An 18493-nucleotide genomic window follows, 5' to 3' on the forward strand; every position below is an offset into this window, starting at 1 on the left:
CGGGATGAGCACCGGCGCATCCCGCCTGTCAGCTTCGGAACGCGCGCCCGATGGCGGCTCGCGCTATCGCTTGCGCGATCTCTTCACGTCGTTGGACACGCTGCTGTCCTCCGGCGGAGACCCGCGCCTTGCGCTCGATCCCGGGGATCGCCTCAACGCCTATGGCTGTGCGGCCTCGCCCGAGCCGGAGATCTGGAATTTCGCGTCCTCGACCGCGTCGACGATCTCGCAAGCGGCCTATGACCGTGCGGCGCTCGCGCGCGAAGAGCTGATGCACAGGTGCCTGTTCGACGAGGTCGAAATCGCCTTCGATGCGCGCTGCGAGAGCATGCGCGAGGAGCTGCGCGGCCATCTCCAGCTCTCGCCGCGCGTCGACATCGTGTTCTCGCCGTCCGGCACCGACTCCCAACTCCACGCGCTGTTCCTGGCTCACGCGGTGCTCGGCGCCTCGCCGGTGACGATCGTGGTCGGCGCGGATCAAACCGGCAGCGGCACGCTTCATACCGCGCGTGGACACCATTTCAGCGCGATGACGGCGAGCGGCGTTGCGGTGCGCAAGGATGCTGCGGTCGCCGGTCTTGCCGGCGACAGCATCGCGGTGCCGCTGCTGGATGCCGCTTCCGGCGTCGCGATGCGCCCGGATGCGGATGCTGCGGTCATGCGCGCCATCGAGACCAGCCTCGCGCAAGACCGCTGCGTTCTTCTGCACATCATGGATTCGTCAAAACTCGGCTGGCGCGCGCCGAGTGCTGCCTGCCTCGATGACATCGCGCGGCGCTGGCCGCGCAAGGTTCAGGTGGTCGTCGATGCCTGTCAGGCGCGGCTCGGCCGCCGCCGGCTACGCTGCTACCTCGAGCGCGGCTACATGGTGCTGATGACCGGCTCGAAGTTCTTCGGCGGACCCGCCTTCAGCGGCGCGCTGCTGGTGCCGAAAGGCCTGTCGCGGTCGATCGACCGGATCGGCGCAATCGCGCCGGGCATTTTCGACTATGCCGCCCGTTGCGACTGGCCGACGGCCTGGACGGCACTGCGCTCTCGCTTCGAGCGCCGGCCGAATTTCGGTCAGTGGTTGCGTTGGGAAGCAGCGCTCGCCGAAATCTGCAGGTACTACGCCGTGCCCGGCGCATTCCGCGCCAGGGCGCTGGCCGAGCTTGCGATCGGCATCGACAGCATGCTCGCGCTGTCGCCGTCGCTGCGTGCCATTCCGGCGGCAACCGAGAACATCGGCGCGGATGACGAGGAATTCGCCCACGCCACGATCTTTCCGTTCACGCTGCTGCGCGACGACAAACCTGTCCCGCTTGCCGAGACCAGTGCCGTTCATCGGGCGCTGGCGCGCGACATGGGCGAGGAACTGAGCGGCAGCGCGGCGGACCGGCAGGTCGCCGCACAACGCTGCCTGATCGGCCAGCCGGTCCGGCTGGAGCGGCAGGGCGAGGCGCCGCAGGCCACGTTGCGGCTCTGCGTCGGCGCGCGGCTCATCACCGAAACCTGGTCGGCGGATGCCGTGCAGGCGCAACGTAATTTGCAGCATGTGCTCGATCGCATCGCGCACGTTCTGGTGAAGATCGAGCTGCTGCTTGACCGCGCCACGGCTGCGCCGGGGAAGTTTGTGCTCGAGGGTTGAAGATGCTGCATCCTGTTTCCGCGCCTGATAGCGTGACCACGCCGAACTATTCCGACCGCATCGGCTTTGCGCAGTTGACGCGACGGGCCTTCGAGGGCGGCGATCTGCATCCTTTGCGCGAGCATCTGCTGGCGAGGATCGCAGAGGGAACGGCGGAGGCGGGCGAGGGCCTCGATCTGTCGCTGATTGCCCAGCTTCTCGGCGAGAAGGAGGCCGGGCTCGTGATCCAGACCGAGGTGCTCGCCTTCCACCAATTGTTTCGCACGCCGTGCGCGGTCGCCAAGCCGCGCCTGCGCGTGCTCGCGCTCGCGGCCGATATCGACATGGGCGGCAACACCCCAATCGAATTCCTGCTCGAAGGCTCCGACATCGAGCTGCTCACGCTTTATGTGGTCAAGGGCGTCGGTCTGCCCGAGACGTTGCCCGATCACGACGTCGCCATCGTGGTCGCTTCCGATTCCGAGGAATGCCGCGAGACACTCGCGGTGATCGAGCAGGCGGCGCCGCGCTGGCCGCGGCCGCTGCTCAATCGCCCCGAGCTCATCGGCAATCTCGATCGTGACAAGCTGTACCGGCTGCTGGCAGATATCCCCGGTCTCGAAATTCCCGTTACCGTCCACACGACGCGCGCGCAATTGTCGGACCTACTCGAAGGCAAGATCGCTTGCGCGGACATCACGGGCGAGCTGCGCTTTCCGATGATCGTGCGGCCACGCGGCACGCATGCCGGCGTCGGGCTCGTGAAGGTCGACGATGCAGCGGCGCTCAAGGCCTATCTCGCCGAGCGGCAGGAGCAGGACTTCTTCGTCGCGCGTTTCGTCGATTATGCGAACCCCGACGGGCTCTATCGCAAATATCGTCTCGCCATGGTCGACGGCAAGCCTTACGCCTGCCACATGGCGATCGCCGACCGCTGGGACATCTGGTATCTCAACGCCTACATGGCGTTCAGCGAAGAGAAGCGGGCTGAAGAAGCCGCCTTCATGCTCGACTTCGACAACGCTTTCGCTGCGCGTCATCGCGGCGCGCTCGACGAGATGTGCAAGCGCGTCGGCCTCGACTATTTCATCGTCGATTGCGCCGAGAATCGCGATGGCGAGCTGCTGGTCTTCGAAGCCGACAACACCGCCGTCGTGCACAACATGGATCCGCCGGCCGTGTTTCCCTACAAGCCGCCGCAGATGCGCAAGATCTTTGCCGCGTTCACCGCGATGCTGTCGCGGCACGCCAAGGCCGGCGCAGAGCGTGCAGCATGAACGAGATCATCCGCAACACGCAGAGATCCGTCACGAACGGCTCGCTCGATCCGCAGGACTGGAGCGAATTCCGCGCGCTCGCTCATCGCATGCTGGACGAGACCATCGACGGCATCGCCAACATTCGCTCGCGCCCGGTGTGGCAGCCGATTCCCGACGAGGTCCGCGCGGCCTTGAAGAGCGACGTGCCACGCGGGGCGAGGGAGCTCGCCGAGGTCTATCGCGAATTCGCGGCGCATGTCGCGCCCTATACGACCGGCAACGTCCATCCCGGCTTCATGGGCTGGGTGCATGGCGGCGGCACCGCAGTTGGCATGCTAGCGGAGATGCTCGCGGCCGGCCTCAACGCCAATCTCGGCGGGCGCGACCACATGCCGATCGAGGTCGAGCGCCAGATCGTCGGCTGGATGCGTAGCCTGTTCGCCTTTCCTGACAGCGCGAGCGGCATCTTCGTCACGGGCACGTCGATGGCCAATCTCATGGCGGTGCTGGTGGCGCGCACGGCAGTGCTCGGTACGCTGGCGCGGCAGCACGGCATCGGCAATGACGGCGCGCTACTCACCGCCTACACTTCGCGGGCCGCGCATGGCTGCGTCTCGCGGGCGATGGACATCGCCGGGCTCGGCACCGATGCGCTGCGCAAGATTGATGTCGACGCCGATCATCGCATCGGCGTCGCCGCGCTGCGCGCGCAGATCGCCGCCGACCGCGAAATTGGCTTCAAGCCGTTCCTCGTCGTCGCCTCCGCCGGCACGGTCGATATCGGCGCGATCGACGACCTCAGGGCGGTTGCGCAGCTATGCCGCGATGAAGGCATCTGGTTTCACGTCGACGGGGCCTTCGGCGCGCTCGCGATCCTCTCGCCCGAGCTCGCGCCACTGCTCTGCGGCATCGAGCTCGCCGATTCCATCGCGCTCGATTTCCACAAATGGGGGCAGGTGCCCTACGATGCCGGCTTCCTGCTGGTGCGCGACGGCGAGCAGCATCGGCAGGCCTTTGCGCAACCGGCGGCCTATCTCAGCCGCGAAGCGAGGGGGCTTGCGGCCGGCACGGTCTGGCCCTGCGATCTCGGCCCCGATCTGTCGCGCGGCTTCCGCGCGCTGAAGACCTGGTTCACGCTGAAGACGTTCGGCACCGATCGCCTCGGCGCGGTGATCGCGCGAAGCTGCGCGCTGGCAAAATATCTGGAGGCGCGCATTCTGGCCGAGCCGCGGCTGGAATTGCTGGCGCCGGTGAACCTCAACATCGTCTGTTTCCGCTATCGCGCAGGCGACGCAGTCAACCGCGACATCGTCGCCGACATCCAGGAGTCCGGCGCCGCGGCACCGTCGAGCACGACGGTGAACGGCAGGTTCGCGATCCGCGCGGCGATCGTCAATCATCGCACCGAGGAGACCGACATCGATGCGCTGGTTGCGGCCGTGCTCAAGTTCGGCGCGCAGCGCGGCGGCGTGATCGAGGTCGAGGCACCACCGCTCGCGTCGCAGTGACATCAAGATCGCTCAAGACAAAACGTCCCGGACCTGGTCCGGGGCGTTTTGCTTTCAGATGCGCGAAGCGCTCAGGCGGCCGAGCTGACGTCGCTCTTGATATCGTTCTTGGGATGCGTGGCCTCGTACTGGTCGCGCAGCTTGTCTTCATAGGCGATCAGCTTGCGGGCCTCCTTGAGGGCCCGGTAGAGATCGCCGCTCATGATGTTGTTGTTGATGCCCTCGATGATCGGCCAGGAGCTCGGCACCGCGGTGACGATGTCACGCACGAGGTTGAAATAGGTGCCGTGCTGGGTCTGCGGATCCGGCGAGATGTACATCAGCTGGACCGCCAGATAGACGAGCTTGGCGGGGGTGTCGGCGGTCTCCGGCGTGAGGATGTCGCGCTCGCGCAGGATCGGCACGTTCTCGCCATCGATCAGAAGACGCGCGCGCTGGTCCGTGTTGGTGATCACGGAGTTACCGACGATGATGCGTTCGTGCGGTTTGAGCTCGACCTTGAGAGCCATGCCTGTTCTCCATCAACCCTTTTGTAACGAGCGGCGCGCGTCCCAGTGAACGACAACTGCCGGCCCTGATTTGGGTCCAATCCTTGCTGAATGTGGTTAACGGGTCGTAAAGATTCGCGCCCGCGTTGAAGAACGTAGCGATGTCAATGGCTTGGGTGGTTGCAAAGAGCTGCGCTGCAAGCGTGCGGGACGACGCTTGGGGCCCGACGCGGACAAACCGGCGGCTTCATTTCACGGATTGTTAGAGGCTCGAAGGCACCGTCCGGCCGTCGTTTGATCAATCTCGGTCAAGCAGGACGCGTAGCTACCAGAAAGGTAACAGTATGTCCGGTATCGTTCTCTCCGCATCGGTTCGTCAGAACCTGCTCTCCCTCCAGTCCACCGCCGACCTCCTCGCCACCACCCAGTCGCGTCTGTCGACCGGCAAGAAGGTGAACTCGGCGCTGGATAACCCCACCAACTTCTTTACGGCCCAGTCGCTCGACAACCGCGCCAGCGACATCAACAATTTGCTCGATGGCATCGCCAACGGCGTGCAGGTGCTCCAGGCCGCCAACACCGGCATCACCTCGCTGCAGAAGCTGCTCGACTCCGCCAAGTCGATCGCCAACCAGGCGCTCCAGACCACGGTCGGTTATTCGACCAAGTCGAACGTCTCGACCACGATTGCGGGCGCGACAGCCTCCGACCTGCGCGGCACCACGACCTACACCAGCACGACCGCTCTCTCGAACGTGGTGTTCGACGGTAGTGCGGGCGGTACCACCGTTGCGACCGGAACAACCACGCTCGGCGGCGGGTCCGCTTCGCTGGTCGGATCCGCGGCGCCTGACGGCGCAGGAACTGCGGCCAAACTGGCTACGACCCTGACGCTCGCCGGCACCCCCTCAGCGACAACCATTGCCGCCAAGGGCGCGCCTTCGGACGGCGAGACGTTGACGGTCGATGGGCACACGATCACCTTCAAGTCGGCCGACGTTCCGACCGCGGCGCCCTCAGGCTCCAGCAAGGTTGGCAACATCGTTACGGACGGCAACGGAAACTCTACCGTCTACACGGGTGCCACGGCTCCGACCGGCTCGGTGCAGGACCTGCTCAATGCGATCGATCTGGCGACCGGAGCTGGGAAACTTAACGCCGGTGGTACTGCCGTCGTCGCCGGCTCGGGCACTTTGGCTTCCGTTAGCGCAGGTGGTGTTCTTACCCTCACGACCGGTACCGGTGCTGATCTCAGCGTCACTGGCCGGGCCGACCTTCTGAAGGCCCTGGGCCTGACCGGGGCGGCGGGCAGCGGTACCGTCACTGTGACCCAGGCGCGCTCAACCGCCGCAGGCACACTCGGCACTTTGATCCAGGACGGCTCGACGCTGAACGTGGACGGCAAGACGATCACGTTCTCGAACGCGGCGACGCCCACCACAGTCGCAACGGGTTCCACCCTGGTCGGCAATTTGGTCACGGATGGAAACGGCAACTCGACCGTTTACCTTCAGGCCGGCACCGTCAACGACGTTCTGAACGCCATCGATCTTGCGACCGGTGTGCAGACCGTCAAGACGGCGGGTGCTTCCGGTGCCCTGCAGACGACCGCAGGCGCCAAGAACTCGTCGATCGTGGCCGGCGCGCTCAACCTCTCGACTGGTGCGAACGCGGATCTGTCGATCACGGGCACCAAGAATGCGCTGTCCGCGCTCGGCCTGACCGGCTCCACCGGCACCGGCACCGCCTTCACCGCGAGCCGTGCCGCCTCGGCCGGCGGCATCTCGGGCAAGACCTTGACCTTCTCCTCCTTCAATGGCGGCACGGCGGTCAACGTCACCTTCGGCGACGGCACCGGCGGCACGGTCAAGACGCTCGATCAGCTCAACACGCAGCTGCAGGCCAACAACCTGACGGCCACGATCGACGCCAACGGCCTGCTCACAGTCGCGGCGACCAACGACTACGCGTCCTCGACGATCGGATCTGCCACCGCCGGTGGTACGATCGGTGGTACGATCACGTCGGCCCTGACCTGGTCGAACGCGACCGCGCCGGTTGCTGATGCGGTTGCCCAGGCCACCCGTTCCAACCTGGTGAACCAGTACAACAACATCATGACGCAGATCGACACCACGTCGCTGGACGCCTCGTTCAACGGTGTCAACCTGCTCAATGGCGACCAGCTCAAGCTGGTGTTCGACGAGACCGGCAAGTCGAGCCTGAACATCACCGGCGTGACCTTCAACTCGAAGGGTCTGGGTCTGGCTGGTCTGGTGCAGGGCACCGACTTTATCGACAACGCCGCGACCAACAAGGTGCTGACCAAGCTGAACACGGCCTCGAGCACGTTGCGTTCGGAAGCCTCGACGCTCGGTTCGAACCTGTCGGTCGTGCAGGTTCGCCAGGACTTCAACAAGAACCTGATCAACGTGCTGCAGACCGGCTCGTCCAACCTGACGCTCGCCGACACCAACGAGGAAGCGGCCAACAGCCAGGCGCTGTCGACCCGCCAGTCCATCGCGGTCTCCGCGCTGTCGCTGGCCAACCAGTCGCAGCAGAGCGTGCTGCAGCTGCTCCGCTGATAGCGGCTGACATCGCGATCAAGTCATGGCGGCGGGGCTTCGGCTCCGCCGCTTTCTTTTTGCATCGAGAGGTGCTCTGGCGGCTCTAAAACTCTAAAAGTAACTGTCGGTTATGGTTAACAGGGAGTAAACGCGGGAAAAACGTGAGGAGTTTCAGCTTGATCGTCACCGATCTTGACCCGCTTTCTGAGCCTTATGGTGAACCGGCGCTTACGGCTCGCGAGCAGGTTTCACCCTTTGTTAGCCATGTCCGCGCAGGCTGTGCCCGTCACTCGATCCGAAGCGATCGAACGAAGACGCGTAAACCAGAAGGGTAAGAGTTATGTCCGGTATTGTTCTCTCTGCGTCGGTTCGCCAGAACCTGCTCTCTCTCCAGTCCACCGCCGACCTCCTCGCCACCACCCAGTCGCGTCTGTCGACTGGCAAGAAGGTGAATACGGCGCTGGATAACCCCACCAACTTCTTTACGGCCCAGTCGCTCGACAACCGCGCCAGCGACATCAACAATTTGCTCGATGGCATCGCCAACGGCGTGCAGGTGCTCCAGGCCGCCAACACTGGCATCACCTCGCTGTCGAAGCTGCTCGACTCCGCCAAGTCGATCGCCAACCAGGCGCTCCAGACCACGGTCGGTTATTCGACCAAGTCGAACGTCTCGACCACGATTGCGGGCGCGACAGCCTCCGACCTGCGCGGCACCACGACCTACACCAGCACGACCGCTCTCTCGAACGTGGTGTTCGACGGTAGTGCGGGCGGTACCACCGTTGCGACCGGAACAACCACGCTCGGCGGCGGGTCCGCTTCGCTGGTCGGATCCGCGGCGCCTGACGGCGCAGGAACTGCGGCCAAACTGGCTACGACCCTGACGCTCGCCGGCACCCCCTCAGCGACAACCATTGCCGCCAAGGGCGCGCCTTCGGACGGCGAGACGTTGACGGTCGATGGGCACACGATCACCTTCAAGTCGGCCGACGTTCCGACCGCGGCGCCCTCAGGCTCGAGCAAGGTTGGCAACATCGTTACGGACGGCAACGGAAACTCTACCGTCTACACGGGTGCCACGGCTCCGACCGGCTCGGTGCAGGACCTGCTCAATGCGATCGATCTGGCGACCGGAGCTGGGAAACTTAACGCCGGTGGTACTGCCGTCGTCGCCGGCTCGGGCACTTTGGCTTCCGTTAGCGCAGGTGGTGTTCTTACCCTCACGACCGGTACCGGTGCTGATCTCAGCGTCACTGGCCGGGCCGACCTTCTGAAGGCCCTAGGCCTGACCGGGGCGGCGGGCAGCGGTACCGTCACTGTGACCCAGGCGCGCTCAACCGCCGCAGGCACACTCGGCACTTTGATCCAGGACGGCTCGACGCTGAACGTGGACGGCAAGACGATCACGTTCAAGAACGCGGCGACGCCCACCACAGTCGCAACGGGTTCCACCCTGGTCGGCAATTTGGTCACGGATGGAAACGGCAACTCGACCGTTTACCTTCAGGCCGGCACCGTCAACGACGTTCTGAACGCCATCGATCTTGCGACCGGTGTGCAGACCGTCAAGACGGCGGGTGCTTCCGGTGCCCTGCAGACGACCGCAGGCGCCAAGAACTCGTCGATCGTGGCCGGCGCGCTCAACCTCTCGACCGGTGCGAACGTGGACCTGTCGATCACAGGTTCGGGCAACGCATTGTCCGCGCTCGGCCTGACCGGCTCCACCGGCACCGGCACCGCCTTCACCGCGAGCCGTGCCGCCTCGGCCGGCGGCGTCTCGGGCAAGACCTTGACCTTCTCCTCCTTCAATGGCGGCACAGCGGTCAACGTCACCTTCGGCGACGGCACGGGCGGCACGGTCAAGACACTCGATCAGCTCAACACGCAGCTGCAGGCCAACAACCTGTCGGCCACGATCGATGCCAACGGCCTGCTCACGATCTCGGCCACTAACGACTATGCATCCTCGACGATCGGATCTGTGATCGCTGGTGGCACGATCGGGGGCACGATCACGACCTCACTGACCTGGAGCAACGCGACGACGCCGACTGTCGACCCGGTTGCCCAGGCCACCCGTTCCAACCTGGTGTCCCAGTACAACAACATTATGTCGCAGATCGACACGACCTCGGTCGACTCGTCCTTCAACGGGGTGAACCTCTTGAACGGCGACCAGCTCAAGCTGGTATTCGACGAGACCGGCAAGTCGAGCCTGAACATCACCGGCGTGACCTTCAATTCGAAGGGTCTGGGTCTGGCTGGTCTGGTGCAGGGCACCGACTTCATCGACAACTCCGCGACCAACAGGGTGCTGGCCAAGCTGAACGCAGCCTCGAGCACGCTGCGTTCGGAAGCCTCGACGCTCGGTTCGAACCTCTCGGTCGTGCAGGTTCGCCAGGACTTCAACAAGAACCTGATCAACGTGCTTCAGACCGGCTCGTCCAACCTGACGCTGGCCGACACCAACGAGGAAGCGGCCAACAGCCAGGCGCTGTCGACCCGCCAGTCGATCGCGGTCTCGGCGCTGTCGCTGGCCAACCAGTCGCAGCAGAGCGTGCTCCAGCTGCTCCGCTAATAAGCGTCTGAAATCACGGAACTAAAACCGGCGGCGGGGCTTCGGCCCCGCCGTTTTTTGTTCGTGAAAGGGCTCGATGGAGCCGACGTTCCGAGGCGGGGAGGGCGCTAACCGGGCATTAACCCTAACCCTTAAGTCGCCGTTAACCATACTTTAAAGGACAGCCCCTAAAACTCGACAAAAGCCCGCTTTCCAGATCGGCGAGCCCGATTCGTATCCGGTTCAAAAGGAAGACCGCCAATGTCCAACATCGTTCTCTCGGCGTCAGTTCGCCAGAACCTGTTGTCGCTGCAATCAACGGCCGACCTGCTGGCAACCACCCAGTCGCGCCTATCGACCGGCAAGAAGGTCAACACGGCGCTCGACAATCCGACCAACTTCTTCACCGCGCAGGGGTTGGACAACCGGGCGAGCGACATCAGCAACCTGCTCGACGGCATCAACAACGGTGTGCAGGTTCTGCAGGCGGCCAACACCGGCATCACCTCGCTGCAGAAGCTGATCGACAGCGCTAAGTCCATCGCCAACCAGGCCCTCCAGACCACGGTCGGCTACTCCACCAAGTCGAACATCTCGACCACGATCCCCGGCGCGACGCCGGCGGATCTGCGCGGCACCACGAGCTACACTTATGCGACGGCGACCGGCAACGTCGTCACCAACGGCACGGCCGGCGGTACGACTCCGATCACCACTGGCACCACGCTCGGTGGCATTTCGCAAGCGCTGACCGGTAACGCCGCCCCCGACGGTGCTGGCACCGCGGCAAGCCTTGCGCCGAATCTCAAGTTGCTCGGTACGCCGAGCGCCACCACCATCGCGGCGAACGGCGCGCCATCCGACGGCGATGTGCTGATTGTCGACGGCAAGACCATCACCTTCAGGGCCGGGGCTGCGCCTGCGATCGCCAACGTGCCCGCCGGCTCCGGCAAGAACAACAACGTTGTCACCGATGGCAACGGCAATTCCACGGTTTATCTTGGAACGAACGCCGCCCCGGCTGCATCCGTCCAGGACGTGATGGACGCGATCGATCTTGCAAGCGGTGTGCAAACCGCAGCAATCGCGGGCGGCACCGCAACGCTGTCGAACTCTTCGGGCACCAACGCCGCCATCGCCGGTGGCCAGCTCACCCTCACCACCGGCACCGGCGCCGATCTCAGCATCACCGGCAAGGCCGACTTCCTCAAGGCGCTGGGCCTGACCACCGCGACCGGCTCCGGCAATGTCAACGTGACCAAGGCGCGTCTGACCAACCCGTCGACGCTGGGCACGCTGGTTCAGGACGGCTCCACGCTCAACGTCGACGGCAAGACGGTCACGTTCAAGAACGCGGCCGTCCCTGCCGCCGCGCCGACGGGGTCGACCAAGATCGGCAACATCGTCACCGACAACAATGGCAATTCCATAGTCTATCTCCAGGGCGCAACCGTCCAGGATTCGCTCAACGCGGTCGACCTGGCCTCGGGCGCCGGCATGGTCAGCGCCGGCGCCGTGGTCGCGGCGAGCGGTTCATCGCTGTCCTCGGTCGTCAATGGTGCGCTCAAGCTCAGCACCGGCACGACCGCCGATCTGTCGATCACTGGAACGGGCAACGCGCTGTCCGCGTTCGGACTGACCGGTCCGACCGGCACGGGCACCGCCTTTACCGCGGGCCGCGCGCCGGGTCCGGGCAGCATTTCCGGCAAGACGCTGACCTTCACCTCCTTCAACGGCGGCAAGCCCGTGAACGTCACCTTCGGTGACGGCACCAACGGGACGGTCAAGACGCTCGACCAGCTCAACAACCAGCTTCAGGCCAACCACCTGACGGCGACGATCGACGCCAACGGCGTGCTCACGATCACCACGGTCAACGAATACGCCTCCTCGACGCTCGGCTCGGTCACCGCCGGCGGCGTCGTCGGCGGCACGATCACCAGTACGGTTGCCTTCACCACCGCGCAGCCGCCGATCCAGGATCCCGTGGCGCAGACGGCGCGCTCCAATCTTGTCAACCAGTTCAACAACATCCTGGCGCAGATCGACACCACCTCGCAGGACGCTTCGTTCAACGGCGTCAACCTGCTCAACGGCGACACTCTGAAGCTCGTCTTCAACGAGACCGGCTCTTCGACGCTCAGCATCAACGGCGTGGTGTTCAACGCGGCCGGCCTCGGTCTCAGCAATCTCGTCAACGGCGTCGACTTCATCGACAACGGTGCGACCAACAAGGTGCTGGCGAGCCTCAATGCGGCCTCGAGCACGCTGCGCTCGGAAGGCTCCGCGCTTGGCTCGAACCTCTCGATCGTGCAGGTGCGTCAGGACTTCTCGAAGAACCTGATCAACGTGCTGCAAACCGGCTCGTCCAACCTGACGCTCGCCGATACCAACGAGGAAGCCGCCAACAGCCAGGCGCTGTCGACCCGCCAGTCGATCGCGGTGTCCGCGCTGTCGCTGGCCAACCAGTCGCAGCAGAGCGTGCTGCAGCTGCTCCGCTAAAGCCCGATGAGATTTGGATGAATCGTCATCGCGCTTTAGGTTGTAGTTTACGCATGATCTTTCCGGAAAACCGCTTCGCACTTTTCCGGATCATGCTTTAGTTTCGTGGCGCAGGAAATTGAATCGTAACGTCGCGGCGGGGCTTATGCTCCGCCGTTTTTATGGAGATCGCTAAGGCAGGATTAGCCGAGATCGATGCGCATCGTGCGAAGCGTGTTTACAGCGCGCATGTGTACATCTAGCTTCGCGATGACGAAGGACTCCGTGACCGTAATAGTCCGGAGGGCTTCCAAGCAGACACGTAAGCAAATCTTAAGCGGTGCTGCCTAGGGTTGGGAAAGAAATCCTTAAGCGCGTTCAACGGGCTAGGTAAACCTCCAAGGTGTGATTGATGTCGAATTCCGCTGCCTCGGCCTACGCGCGTGTCGCAACGACCACCGCCTCCCCCCGCGACATCGAAGCGCAGACCCTGCTGAAGGCCGCCAACAAGCTTCAGGATGCCGTCAACAGCGCCGATCCCCTCAGCGAGCAGACCATGCAGGCGCTGATGTTCAATCGCAAGCTCTGGACGATCTTCCTCAGCGAGGCGATGCGCGACACCAATCCGCAGCCGCTCGACGTCCGGCAGAAGATCGCCAACATCAGCGTGTTCGTGCTGAGCCAGACTGCCGCGCTCCAGATGAGCCCGCAGTTCGATCACTTCCGCCCGCTGATCGAGATCAACCGCAATATTGCTGCCGGTCTGTCCGGCCGTCCGTGAGGACGTGACGGTCGTCGGCCTTGGCCGACAGCCTGAGCCAATCAGGCGCTGAGGTCCGTATTGAGCGGACGCGAGGGCTGGGCCTTCAGATCCTCCGCATGGAAATAGGCCCGCCGGCGTAGCATCGCCTCGTCGGGGAACTGGTTGACCACTGCGTCGGTCTTCTCGTTGACTACCTGAAAAACGAACGAGGCGGCCGCCTGGTCGAACACGACCTGTCGCGAGATGTTCTGATTGTTCTGGAGATCGTTGCGCGCGGCCGCGCTGGTATCGCTCGCGGCGACCGTCTGGCTCACCGGCAAATCAGTTTGCACGGCCTCGTTCGCCGCCGAATTCGACGTCGGGACGATCTGCGCGGGGGCCGGGATCCCCACCGGCCGGATGCTGAAATCTGTACTCATGGCAGCCTCCTGGTTGCCTTACGTGAGTCAAATCCCAACCCCTCTCAATGCGCAACCATGGAACACCAGGATTAAAGACCGGGTAAGCAAACGTGCCTAACCGCGCGACGATGTCGCCGCGCGGGTTTTCGTAAAATTGTCAATTGTTGTTGCGCGCGCTCAGAGCGAGCGGCTGACCGCGAGCGGCGTGATGTGGCGCGGCCCGGGAGCGGCGCGGCGTCCTGCAGCCGTATAGGTGTTCGGCACGTTGCGCTTCTGGATCTCGGCGTTGACGCCGCGCACGACGCTCTCTGAGACCGCGTGCGCCGTCGCAAGCACCGTGAGATTGACCTGGAGCATGGCGCGGAACGCATCGTGGTGGCGATGCAGCGTCGAGAGCAGCTCGGGCGCGGATTTCGCCAGCTGGGCCTGGTTGGCCTTCAGCTCGCTGACAGCGACGACATAATTGCGCGACAGCTCCTGCTTCCTGCTCTCGAGCGTCATTGCCTCGCGGACCTTGCCGGCGCGAACTAGCTCAGTCTCGCGTTCGATCAGGCCGAGCAGGGCGTTCATCGCATCCATCAGCTTCTCGGCGAGCTTGCGCGCTTCAATGCTGCCGGGCGCGCCGTTCGGGCGCTGCGCTTGGATCGGCTGACGTGCGGCGGTGAATTGGTTCATCTCGTTTGACCTTATGCCGTGCGGATCGTTTTCGCCTGCTGCATGATCAGGGTGCGGTAGACCTCGGTGGCGACGCCGACGCCGCCGGCCTTGGCGAAATTCTTGGAATATTGCTCGGTCAGCATCGAGCGCCACACGCCGGTGCCCGGCGTGTCGCCGAACGGGCCTTCGCCCTTCAGGCCCGAGGTCATCTGCGAGAACATGCTGTTGAGGAACATCGCCTCGAAGTCGGTGGCGGTCTTCTGCGCCTTGACCTGTTGCTGAGGCGAGACCTTTTGCAACGCGGCGGCGAGCTCGAAGTCGGGGCGACCGTTGCGGCTCTCGACGGAGAAGGCCGGGGAGTACGGGGTGAGGTGCGGGGTATTGATCGTGCTCGTCTGCATCACATCACCTCGATGTCGGCTTCGATCGCGCCGGCGGCCTTGATCGCCTGGAGGATGCTGATCAGATCGCGCGGACCGATGCCGAGGCCGTTGAGGCCGTCGACGAGCTGCTGGAGCGAGACGCCGTCCTTGACGAGGGCTAGCTTCCTGCCGTCCTCGGTGACGGAAACGCTGCTGCGCGGCGCCACCACGGTGCGGCCGCGCGACAGCGGGTTGGGCTGGCTGACCTGCGGGCTCTCCGAGATCGTGACCGTGAGGTTGCCCTGCGCCACCGCGACCGTGGCGACGCGGACGTCGCGGCCCATCACGATGATGCCGCTGCGTTCGTCGATGATGATCTTGGCCGCGAGATCAGGATCGACCTGGAGCTGCTCGATCTCGGTGAGGAAGGCGACGACGTTGCCCTTGAACTCCGGCGGGATCGAAAGCTGCACCGTTGAAGGATCGATCGGCTCGGCGGTCTTGACGCCGAGATAGTCGTTGATCGCCGCTGCGATCCGCTTGGCGGTGGTGAAATCGGCATTGCGCAGGGCCAGGCGCACGTTCGGCAGCCGGTTGAGCGCGAACTCGATCTCGCGCTCGATGATGGCGCCGTTGGCGATGCGTCCGACCGTCGGCACGCCGCGCACGATCTTCGCCGCTTCGCCTTCGGCCTGGAAGCCGGAGATCGCGAGCGAGCCCTGTGCCACGGCGTAAACGTTGCCGTCGGCGCCGAGCAGGGGGGTGACGAGGAGGGTGCCGCCCTGAAGGTTCTTGGCATCGCCGAGCGCTGAGACGGTGACGTCCATGCGCGTTCCTTGCGTGGCAAAGGCGGGCAGATTGCCCGTGACCATCACCGCGGCGACGTTGCCGGTGCGGATGGTGGCGCCGCGGATGTTGACGCCCATGCGCTCGAGCATCGCTTGCAGCGACTGCTTGGTGAAGGGGATGTTGTTGAGCGTGTCGCCGGTGCCGTTGAGGCCGACGACGAGGCCGTAGCCGATGAGCTGGTTCTGGCGGACGCCTTCGATGTTGGCGAGGTCCTTGATGCGCGAGGTCGCAGCCGCCGAACTGAGCGACAGCGCCAGCGCCGAGAGCGCGGCGCAGGCCATCCCAACAATCCTCACCCAACGAACGCCTGGCATTTTCTGCTCCCCAAGGCCCCTCAAAAAGCCTCCTCAAATCGAAGGACCATCTGCGACACTCCCATGACGAGCTGGTCCGACGCTTTCCTTGCGAGCGTTGTGCCAACCCCGGGCTATGGGCTAGGCCGCTGAATAGGTTGAATAAATCTGTTTCGACTGGTGTCAGCGGCCGTTGTCCCTGAGGCGCGAAACTGCCGCATGGCGGCAGATTTTGCCGGGCTGTTTACGGCCCGTTAACCATAAAACAGCGAAGGTGAGGGATCGATCACCCGGATTGCTTCCGATGCGCATCTACGGACCGAACGGCACCACGCTTGGAGCGCCGGCCAGCCAGGCCCGGCGAACGGGCTCGGGCACCTTCGTGCTGCCCGACACCTCGTCAGCGCAGGAGACGCGGAGCGCCGCCGCACCGAAGGCTGCCGCCAATATCGACGCGCTGATCGCGCTGCAAGGCATCGAGGAGGATCCCGCCGAGCGCCGCAAGCGCTCGGTCGCGCGCGGCAAGACCGCGCTCGACGTGCTCGACGATCTTAAGATGGGGCTTCTCTCCGGCAATCTCGACGCCTCCACCGTGATGCGGCTGCGCGATGCGGCGGCGAATTTGAAATCGTCCTCGGGGGACGCCGGTCTCGATGCCGTGCTTGCCGAGATCGAGCTGCGCGTCGAGGTCGAGCTGGCCAAGGCCGGGCAGGCGTAGTCAGGTAGGCTGTCGTCACCCGGCTTGACCGGGCGACCCAATATTCCAGAGAAAGTCGTTATTGAAGCGATAGGCCGCGGCGTACGGGATGCCCCGGTCAAGCCGGGGCATGACGGCGGAGGTTGGAGCGAAGCCGAGCGTCGCTTCGCACGCGCCTAAGCGGCTTCATCCTTCAGCTGCGCGTCGTAGCGGCGCTGGGCGGCGAGGACGTCTTTCAGGTTCTGCTCGGCCCAATCGCGCAGCGGATCGACGGCTGCAGCGAGCGTTATGCCGAGCTGCGTGATCGAATATTCCACGGTGACAGGCACGGTTGCGATGGCGCGGCGCTTGATCAGCCCGTCGCGTTCGAGTGATTTGAGAACCTGGCTCAGCATCTTCTGCGAAATGCCTTCAATCGTGCGCCGCAACTGATTGAAGCGCATTGGTTCCTCGCGCAGCAGCAGCAGGATCAGCACAGCCCATTTGTCGCCGACACGATCGAGGATCTGGCGCGTGGGGCAGTTCGCTGCATAGACATCGGGCTTCATCGTCGAGTCCTCGGATCCGTTTGATTGTCCGCGCTGAGGCGGGTTACTCCGGCGTAATCAGGTAAGCACAAAGTGCTCTCTTAACACCAGCATTCTTTGCGATATCTAGTCACCGCTAGTTACCACAGAAGCAAAGGAGCCTTCCATGAAAATCGCAGTCGCCGGCGCCTCGGGCCGGGCCGGGTCGGAGATCACCAAGGAACTGTCCCGCCGCGGTCACGCGGTCACGGCCATCGCCCGCAATCCCGGTAAGATCGCGGTTCTGCCGAATGTCACGCCGACCAAGGGCGACGTGCTCGACCAGGCCGGCCTCGCCAAGCTGTGGGCAGGGCACGATGTCGCCGTGAGTTCCGTGCACTTCCTCGCCAGCGACCCGCTCAAGCTGATCGGCGCGGCGAAGCAGTCGGGCGTAGGCCGCTACCTCGTCGTCGGTGGCGCCGGCAGCCTTGAGGTCGCTCCCGGCGTTAAGCTGGTCACAACCCCCGGTTTTCCCGCCCAGTACAAGGCCGAGGCCGAAAAGGGTTCCGATTTCCTCGACCTGCTGCGGCAGGAGAAAGACCTGAACTGGACCTTCATCTCGCCGTCGGCGCTGTTCGTCGAAGGGGAGCGCACGGGCAAGTTCCGGCTCGGGACCGATCAGCTTCTCGCAGATGCGAACGGGAAAAGCTGGATCACCTTCGCTGACTACGCCATTGCCCTCGCGGACGAGATCGAGCGCCCCGCTCATCTGAGGCAGCGCTTCACGGTCGGCTACTAGGCTTTGGGCCGCTTCCAGGCCCTGCAGGATAAACCTTCCTGTGCAAGGGCTTGGGAGCGGCGCCTGGGCGATCAGGACAATATTGTCTGTCACAGGAGGCCACTATATAAGGCCCGGCTCAACGGACCCGTTTCCGTTGCGAGTCGTTGCTTAGACAGATAGGCCGCCCTTGGAAAAGTTGAAAAACTACCGACCGACCGAAAAAGAGCCTTTCATGAACGACCGGCAGAAGGAGTACTTCCGTTTGAAGCTCCTCGCCTGGAAGGATGAGATACTCAAAGAGTCCAAGCTCACCCTGCAAGCCTTGCAGGAGGAGAACGTGAACCACCCCGATCTCGCCGATCGGGCATCGTCCGAAACCGACCGCGCCATCGAACTCCGCGCCCGCGACCGCCAGCGCAAGTTGATCGCCAAGATCGACGCCGCGCTCCAGCGCATCGAGGACAACACCTACGGCTATTGCGAGGACACCGGCGAGCCGATCTCTTTGAAGCGGCTCGAGGCTCGGCCCATCGCGACGCTCTCGGTGGAAGCGCAGGAGCGCCACGAGAAACGCGAGAAGGTCTACCGCGACGAATAGAGCCCGAGCCGCAGAGTTGCGGCTCTTTGTTTTTGGGAGACAAGGCGTCGTTTCGCGCCGGGACTAGCTTTTGCCTATCGCCTGCGGCCACGCACGTCAGCGTGCGAGCGCAATCGC

Annotated in this window: 16 protein-coding genes; 10 read left to right on the forward strand and 6 right to left on the reverse strand. The window is 64.2% G+C overall.

Annotated elements, in window-relative coordinates; all coding sequences use genetic code 11:
- Positions 1 to 4 precede the first annotated feature (4 nt).
- Genes ACVWY3_RS04245 through ACVWY3_RS04255 form a run of 3 tightly spaced genes read left to right on the forward strand, consistent with a single transcriptional unit; the run spans position 5 to position 4373 of the window.
- On the forward strand, positions 5 to 1627 hold the full coding sequence (locus ACVWY3_RS04245; protein ID WP_456837330.1) for a hypothetical protein: 1623 nt from the start codon (positions 5 to 7) through the stop codon (positions 1625 to 1627).
- Positions 1628 to 1629: 2 nt separating this feature from the next.
- Positions 1630 to 2883 (forward strand): ATP-grasp domain-containing protein, encoded by a 1254-nt coding sequence (locus ACVWY3_RS04250; RefSeq protein ID WP_456837331.1) that lies wholly within the window; start codon positions 1630 to 1632, stop codon positions 2881 to 2883.
- On the forward strand, positions 2880 to 4373 hold the full coding sequence (locus tag ACVWY3_RS04255) for a pyridoxal phosphate-dependent decarboxylase family protein (protein ID WP_456837332.1): 1494 nt from the start codon (positions 2880 to 2882) through the stop codon (positions 4371 to 4373). The genes ACVWY3_RS04250 and ACVWY3_RS04255 overlap by 4 nt, the downstream gene beginning before the upstream one ends.
- A gap of 71 nt (positions 4374 to 4444) precedes the next feature.
- Here ACVWY3_RS04255 and flbT read toward each other — a convergent pair whose 3' ends face one another.
- Positions 4445 to 4882 carry a flagellar biosynthesis repressor FlbT gene (gene flbT / locus ACVWY3_RS04260; protein WP_407118440.1) on the reverse strand — a complete coding sequence of 146 codons (438 nt, stop codon included), beginning with the start codon at positions 4880 to 4882 and terminating at the stop codon, positions 4445 to 4447.
- Between the two features lie 323 nt (positions 4883 to 5205).
- Here flbT and ACVWY3_RS04265 point away from each other — a divergent pair, with 323 nt between their 5' ends.
- The 4 genes from ACVWY3_RS04265 (at position 5206) to flaF (ending at position 13250) form a co-directional block, all read left to right on the forward strand.
- On the forward strand, positions 5206 to 7446 hold the full coding sequence (locus ACVWY3_RS04265; RefSeq protein WP_456837333.1) for a DUF1522 domain-containing protein: 2241 nt from the start codon (positions 5206 to 5208) through the stop codon (positions 7444 to 7446).
- A gap of 322 nt (positions 7447 to 7768) precedes the next feature.
- Complete coding sequence (locus ACVWY3_RS04270) at positions 7769 to 10009, forward strand: DUF1522 domain-containing protein (RefSeq protein WP_456837334.1); 2241 nt, start codon at positions 7769 to 7771, stop codon at positions 10007 to 10009.
- A gap of 240 nt (positions 10010 to 10249) precedes the next feature.
- On the forward strand, positions 10250 to 12490 hold the full coding sequence (locus ACVWY3_RS04275) for a DUF1522 domain-containing protein (RefSeq protein WP_456837335.1): 2241 nt from the start codon (positions 10250 to 10252) through the stop codon (positions 12488 to 12490).
- A 391-nt stretch (positions 12491 to 12881) separates the two neighbouring features.
- The gene (gene flaF, locus ACVWY3_RS04280) at positions 12882 to 13250 is read left to right on the forward strand and encodes a flagellar biosynthesis regulator FlaF (RefSeq protein ID WP_027560338.1); all 369 of its coding nucleotides are present in this window, start codon (positions 12882 to 12884) and stop codon (positions 13248 to 13250) included.
- A 41-nt stretch (positions 13251 to 13291) separates the two neighbouring features.
- On the opposite strand, the gene ACVWY3_RS04285 is transcribed toward flaF, so the two are convergent.
- The 4 genes from ACVWY3_RS04285 to ACVWY3_RS04300 all read right to left on the reverse strand — a co-directional run bounded on the left by ACVWY3_RS04285 (position 13292) and on the right by ACVWY3_RS04300 (position 15815).
- Complete coding sequence (locus tag ACVWY3_RS04285; protein WP_456837336.1) at positions 13292 to 13651, reverse strand: hypothetical protein; 360 nt, start codon at positions 13649 to 13651, stop codon at positions 13292 to 13294.
- A 159-nt stretch (positions 13652 to 13810) separates the two neighbouring features.
- Positions 13811 to 14308, reverse strand: a complete 498-nt coding sequence (locus ACVWY3_RS04290) for a hypothetical protein (protein ID WP_456837337.1) — start codon at positions 14306 to 14308, stop codon at positions 13811 to 13813.
- An 11-nt stretch (positions 14309 to 14319) separates the two neighbouring features.
- A complete protein-coding gene (gene flgJ / locus ACVWY3_RS04295) occupies positions 14320 to 14691 on the reverse strand; it encodes a flagellar assembly peptidoglycan hydrolase FlgJ (RefSeq protein WP_456837338.1) in 372 nt (123 codons plus the stop codon).
- A complete protein-coding gene (locus ACVWY3_RS04300) occupies positions 14691 to 15815 on the reverse strand; it encodes a flagellar basal body P-ring protein FlgI (protein ID WP_456837339.1) in 1125 nt (374 codons plus the stop codon). Before ACVWY3_RS04300 ends, flgJ begins: the two co-directional genes overlap by 1 nt.
- A 283-nt stretch (positions 15816 to 16098) precedes the next feature.
- On the opposite strand from ACVWY3_RS04300, the gene ACVWY3_RS04305 reads away from it, so the two are divergent.
- Positions 16099 to 16512 (forward strand): flagellar assembly protein FliX, encoded by a 414-nt coding sequence (locus ACVWY3_RS04305; protein ID WP_456837340.1) that lies wholly within the window; start codon positions 16099 to 16101, stop codon positions 16510 to 16512.
- A gap of 155 nt (positions 16513 to 16667) precedes the next feature.
- Here the strand turns inward: ACVWY3_RS04305 and ACVWY3_RS04310 are convergent, their stop codons facing one another.
- Positions 16668 to 17039 (reverse strand): winged helix-turn-helix transcriptional regulator, encoded by a 372-nt coding sequence (locus tag ACVWY3_RS04310; RefSeq protein ID WP_092213791.1) that lies wholly within the window; start codon positions 17037 to 17039, stop codon positions 16668 to 16670.
- A 145-nt stretch (positions 17040 to 17184) separates the two neighbouring features.
- Here ACVWY3_RS04310 and ACVWY3_RS04315 point away from each other — a divergent pair, with 145 nt between their 5' ends.
- Together ACVWY3_RS04315 and dksA are read left to right on the forward strand one after the other, a co-directional pair.
- Entirely contained in the window at positions 17185 to 17796 is a 612-nt protein-coding gene (locus ACVWY3_RS04315; RefSeq protein WP_456837341.1) for an NAD(P)-dependent oxidoreductase, read from the forward strand.
- A gap of 214 nt (positions 17797 to 18010) precedes the next feature.
- Positions 18011 to 18376 (forward strand): RNA polymerase-binding protein DksA, encoded by a 366-nt coding sequence (gene dksA, locus ACVWY3_RS04320; protein ID WP_008554760.1) that lies wholly within the window; start codon positions 18011 to 18013, stop codon positions 18374 to 18376.
- Positions 18377 to 18493 lie beyond the last annotated feature (117 nt).

The sequence above is a fragment of the Bradyrhizobium sp. USDA 4486 genome (genome assembly GCF_054057995.1).

Coding starts and splice junctions, on each gene's coding strand:
- ACVWY3_RS04245 (WP_456837330.1), top strand. CDS start 5: ATGAGCACCGGCGCATCCCGCCTGTCAGCTTCGGAACGCGCGCCCGAT.
- ACVWY3_RS04250 (WP_456837331.1), top strand. CDS start 1,630: ATGCTGCATCCTGTTTCCGCGCCTGATAGCGTGACCACGCCGAACTAT.
- ACVWY3_RS04255 (WP_456837332.1), top strand. CDS start 2,880: ATGAACGAGATCATCCGCAACACGCAGAGATCCGTCACGAACGGCTCG.
- flbT (WP_407118440.1), bottom strand. CDS start 4,882: ATGGCTCTCAAGGTCGAGCTCAAACCGCACGAACGCATCATCGTCGGT.
- ACVWY3_RS04265 (WP_456837333.1), top strand. CDS start 5,206: ATGTCCGGTATCGTTCTCTCCGCATCGGTTCGTCAGAACCTGCTCTCC.
- ACVWY3_RS04270 (WP_456837334.1), top strand. CDS start 7,769: ATGTCCGGTATTGTTCTCTCTGCGTCGGTTCGCCAGAACCTGCTCTCT.
- ACVWY3_RS04275 (WP_456837335.1), top strand. CDS start 10,250: ATGTCCAACATCGTTCTCTCGGCGTCAGTTCGCCAGAACCTGTTGTCG.
- flaF (WP_027560338.1), top strand. CDS start 12,882: ATGTCGAATTCCGCTGCCTCGGCCTACGCGCGTGTCGCAACGACCACC.
- ACVWY3_RS04285 (WP_456837336.1), bottom strand. CDS start 13,651: ATGAGTACAGATTTCAGCATCCGGCCGGTGGGGATCCCGGCCCCCGCG.
- ACVWY3_RS04290 (WP_456837337.1), bottom strand. CDS start 14,308: ATGAACCAATTCACCGCCGCACGTCAGCCGATCCAAGCGCAGCGCCCG.
- flgJ (WP_456837338.1), bottom strand. CDS start 14,691: ATGCAGACGAGCACGATCAATACCCCGCACCTCACCCCGTACTCCCCG.
- ACVWY3_RS04300 (WP_456837339.1), bottom strand. CDS start 15,815: ATGCCAGGCGTTCGTTGGGTGAGGATTGTTGGGATGGCCTGCGCCGCG.
- ACVWY3_RS04305 (WP_456837340.1), top strand. CDS start 16,099: ATGCGCATCTACGGACCGAACGGCACCACGCTTGGAGCGCCGGCCAGC.
- ACVWY3_RS04310 (WP_092213791.1), bottom strand. CDS start 17,039: ATGAAGCCCGATGTCTATGCAGCGAACTGCCCCACGCGCCAGATCCTC.
- ACVWY3_RS04315 (WP_456837341.1), top strand. CDS start 17,185: ATGAAAATCGCAGTCGCCGGCGCCTCGGGCCGGGCCGGGTCGGAGATC.
- dksA (WP_008554760.1), top strand. CDS start 18,011: ATGAACGACCGGCAGAAGGAGTACTTCCGTTTGAAGCTCCTCGCCTGG.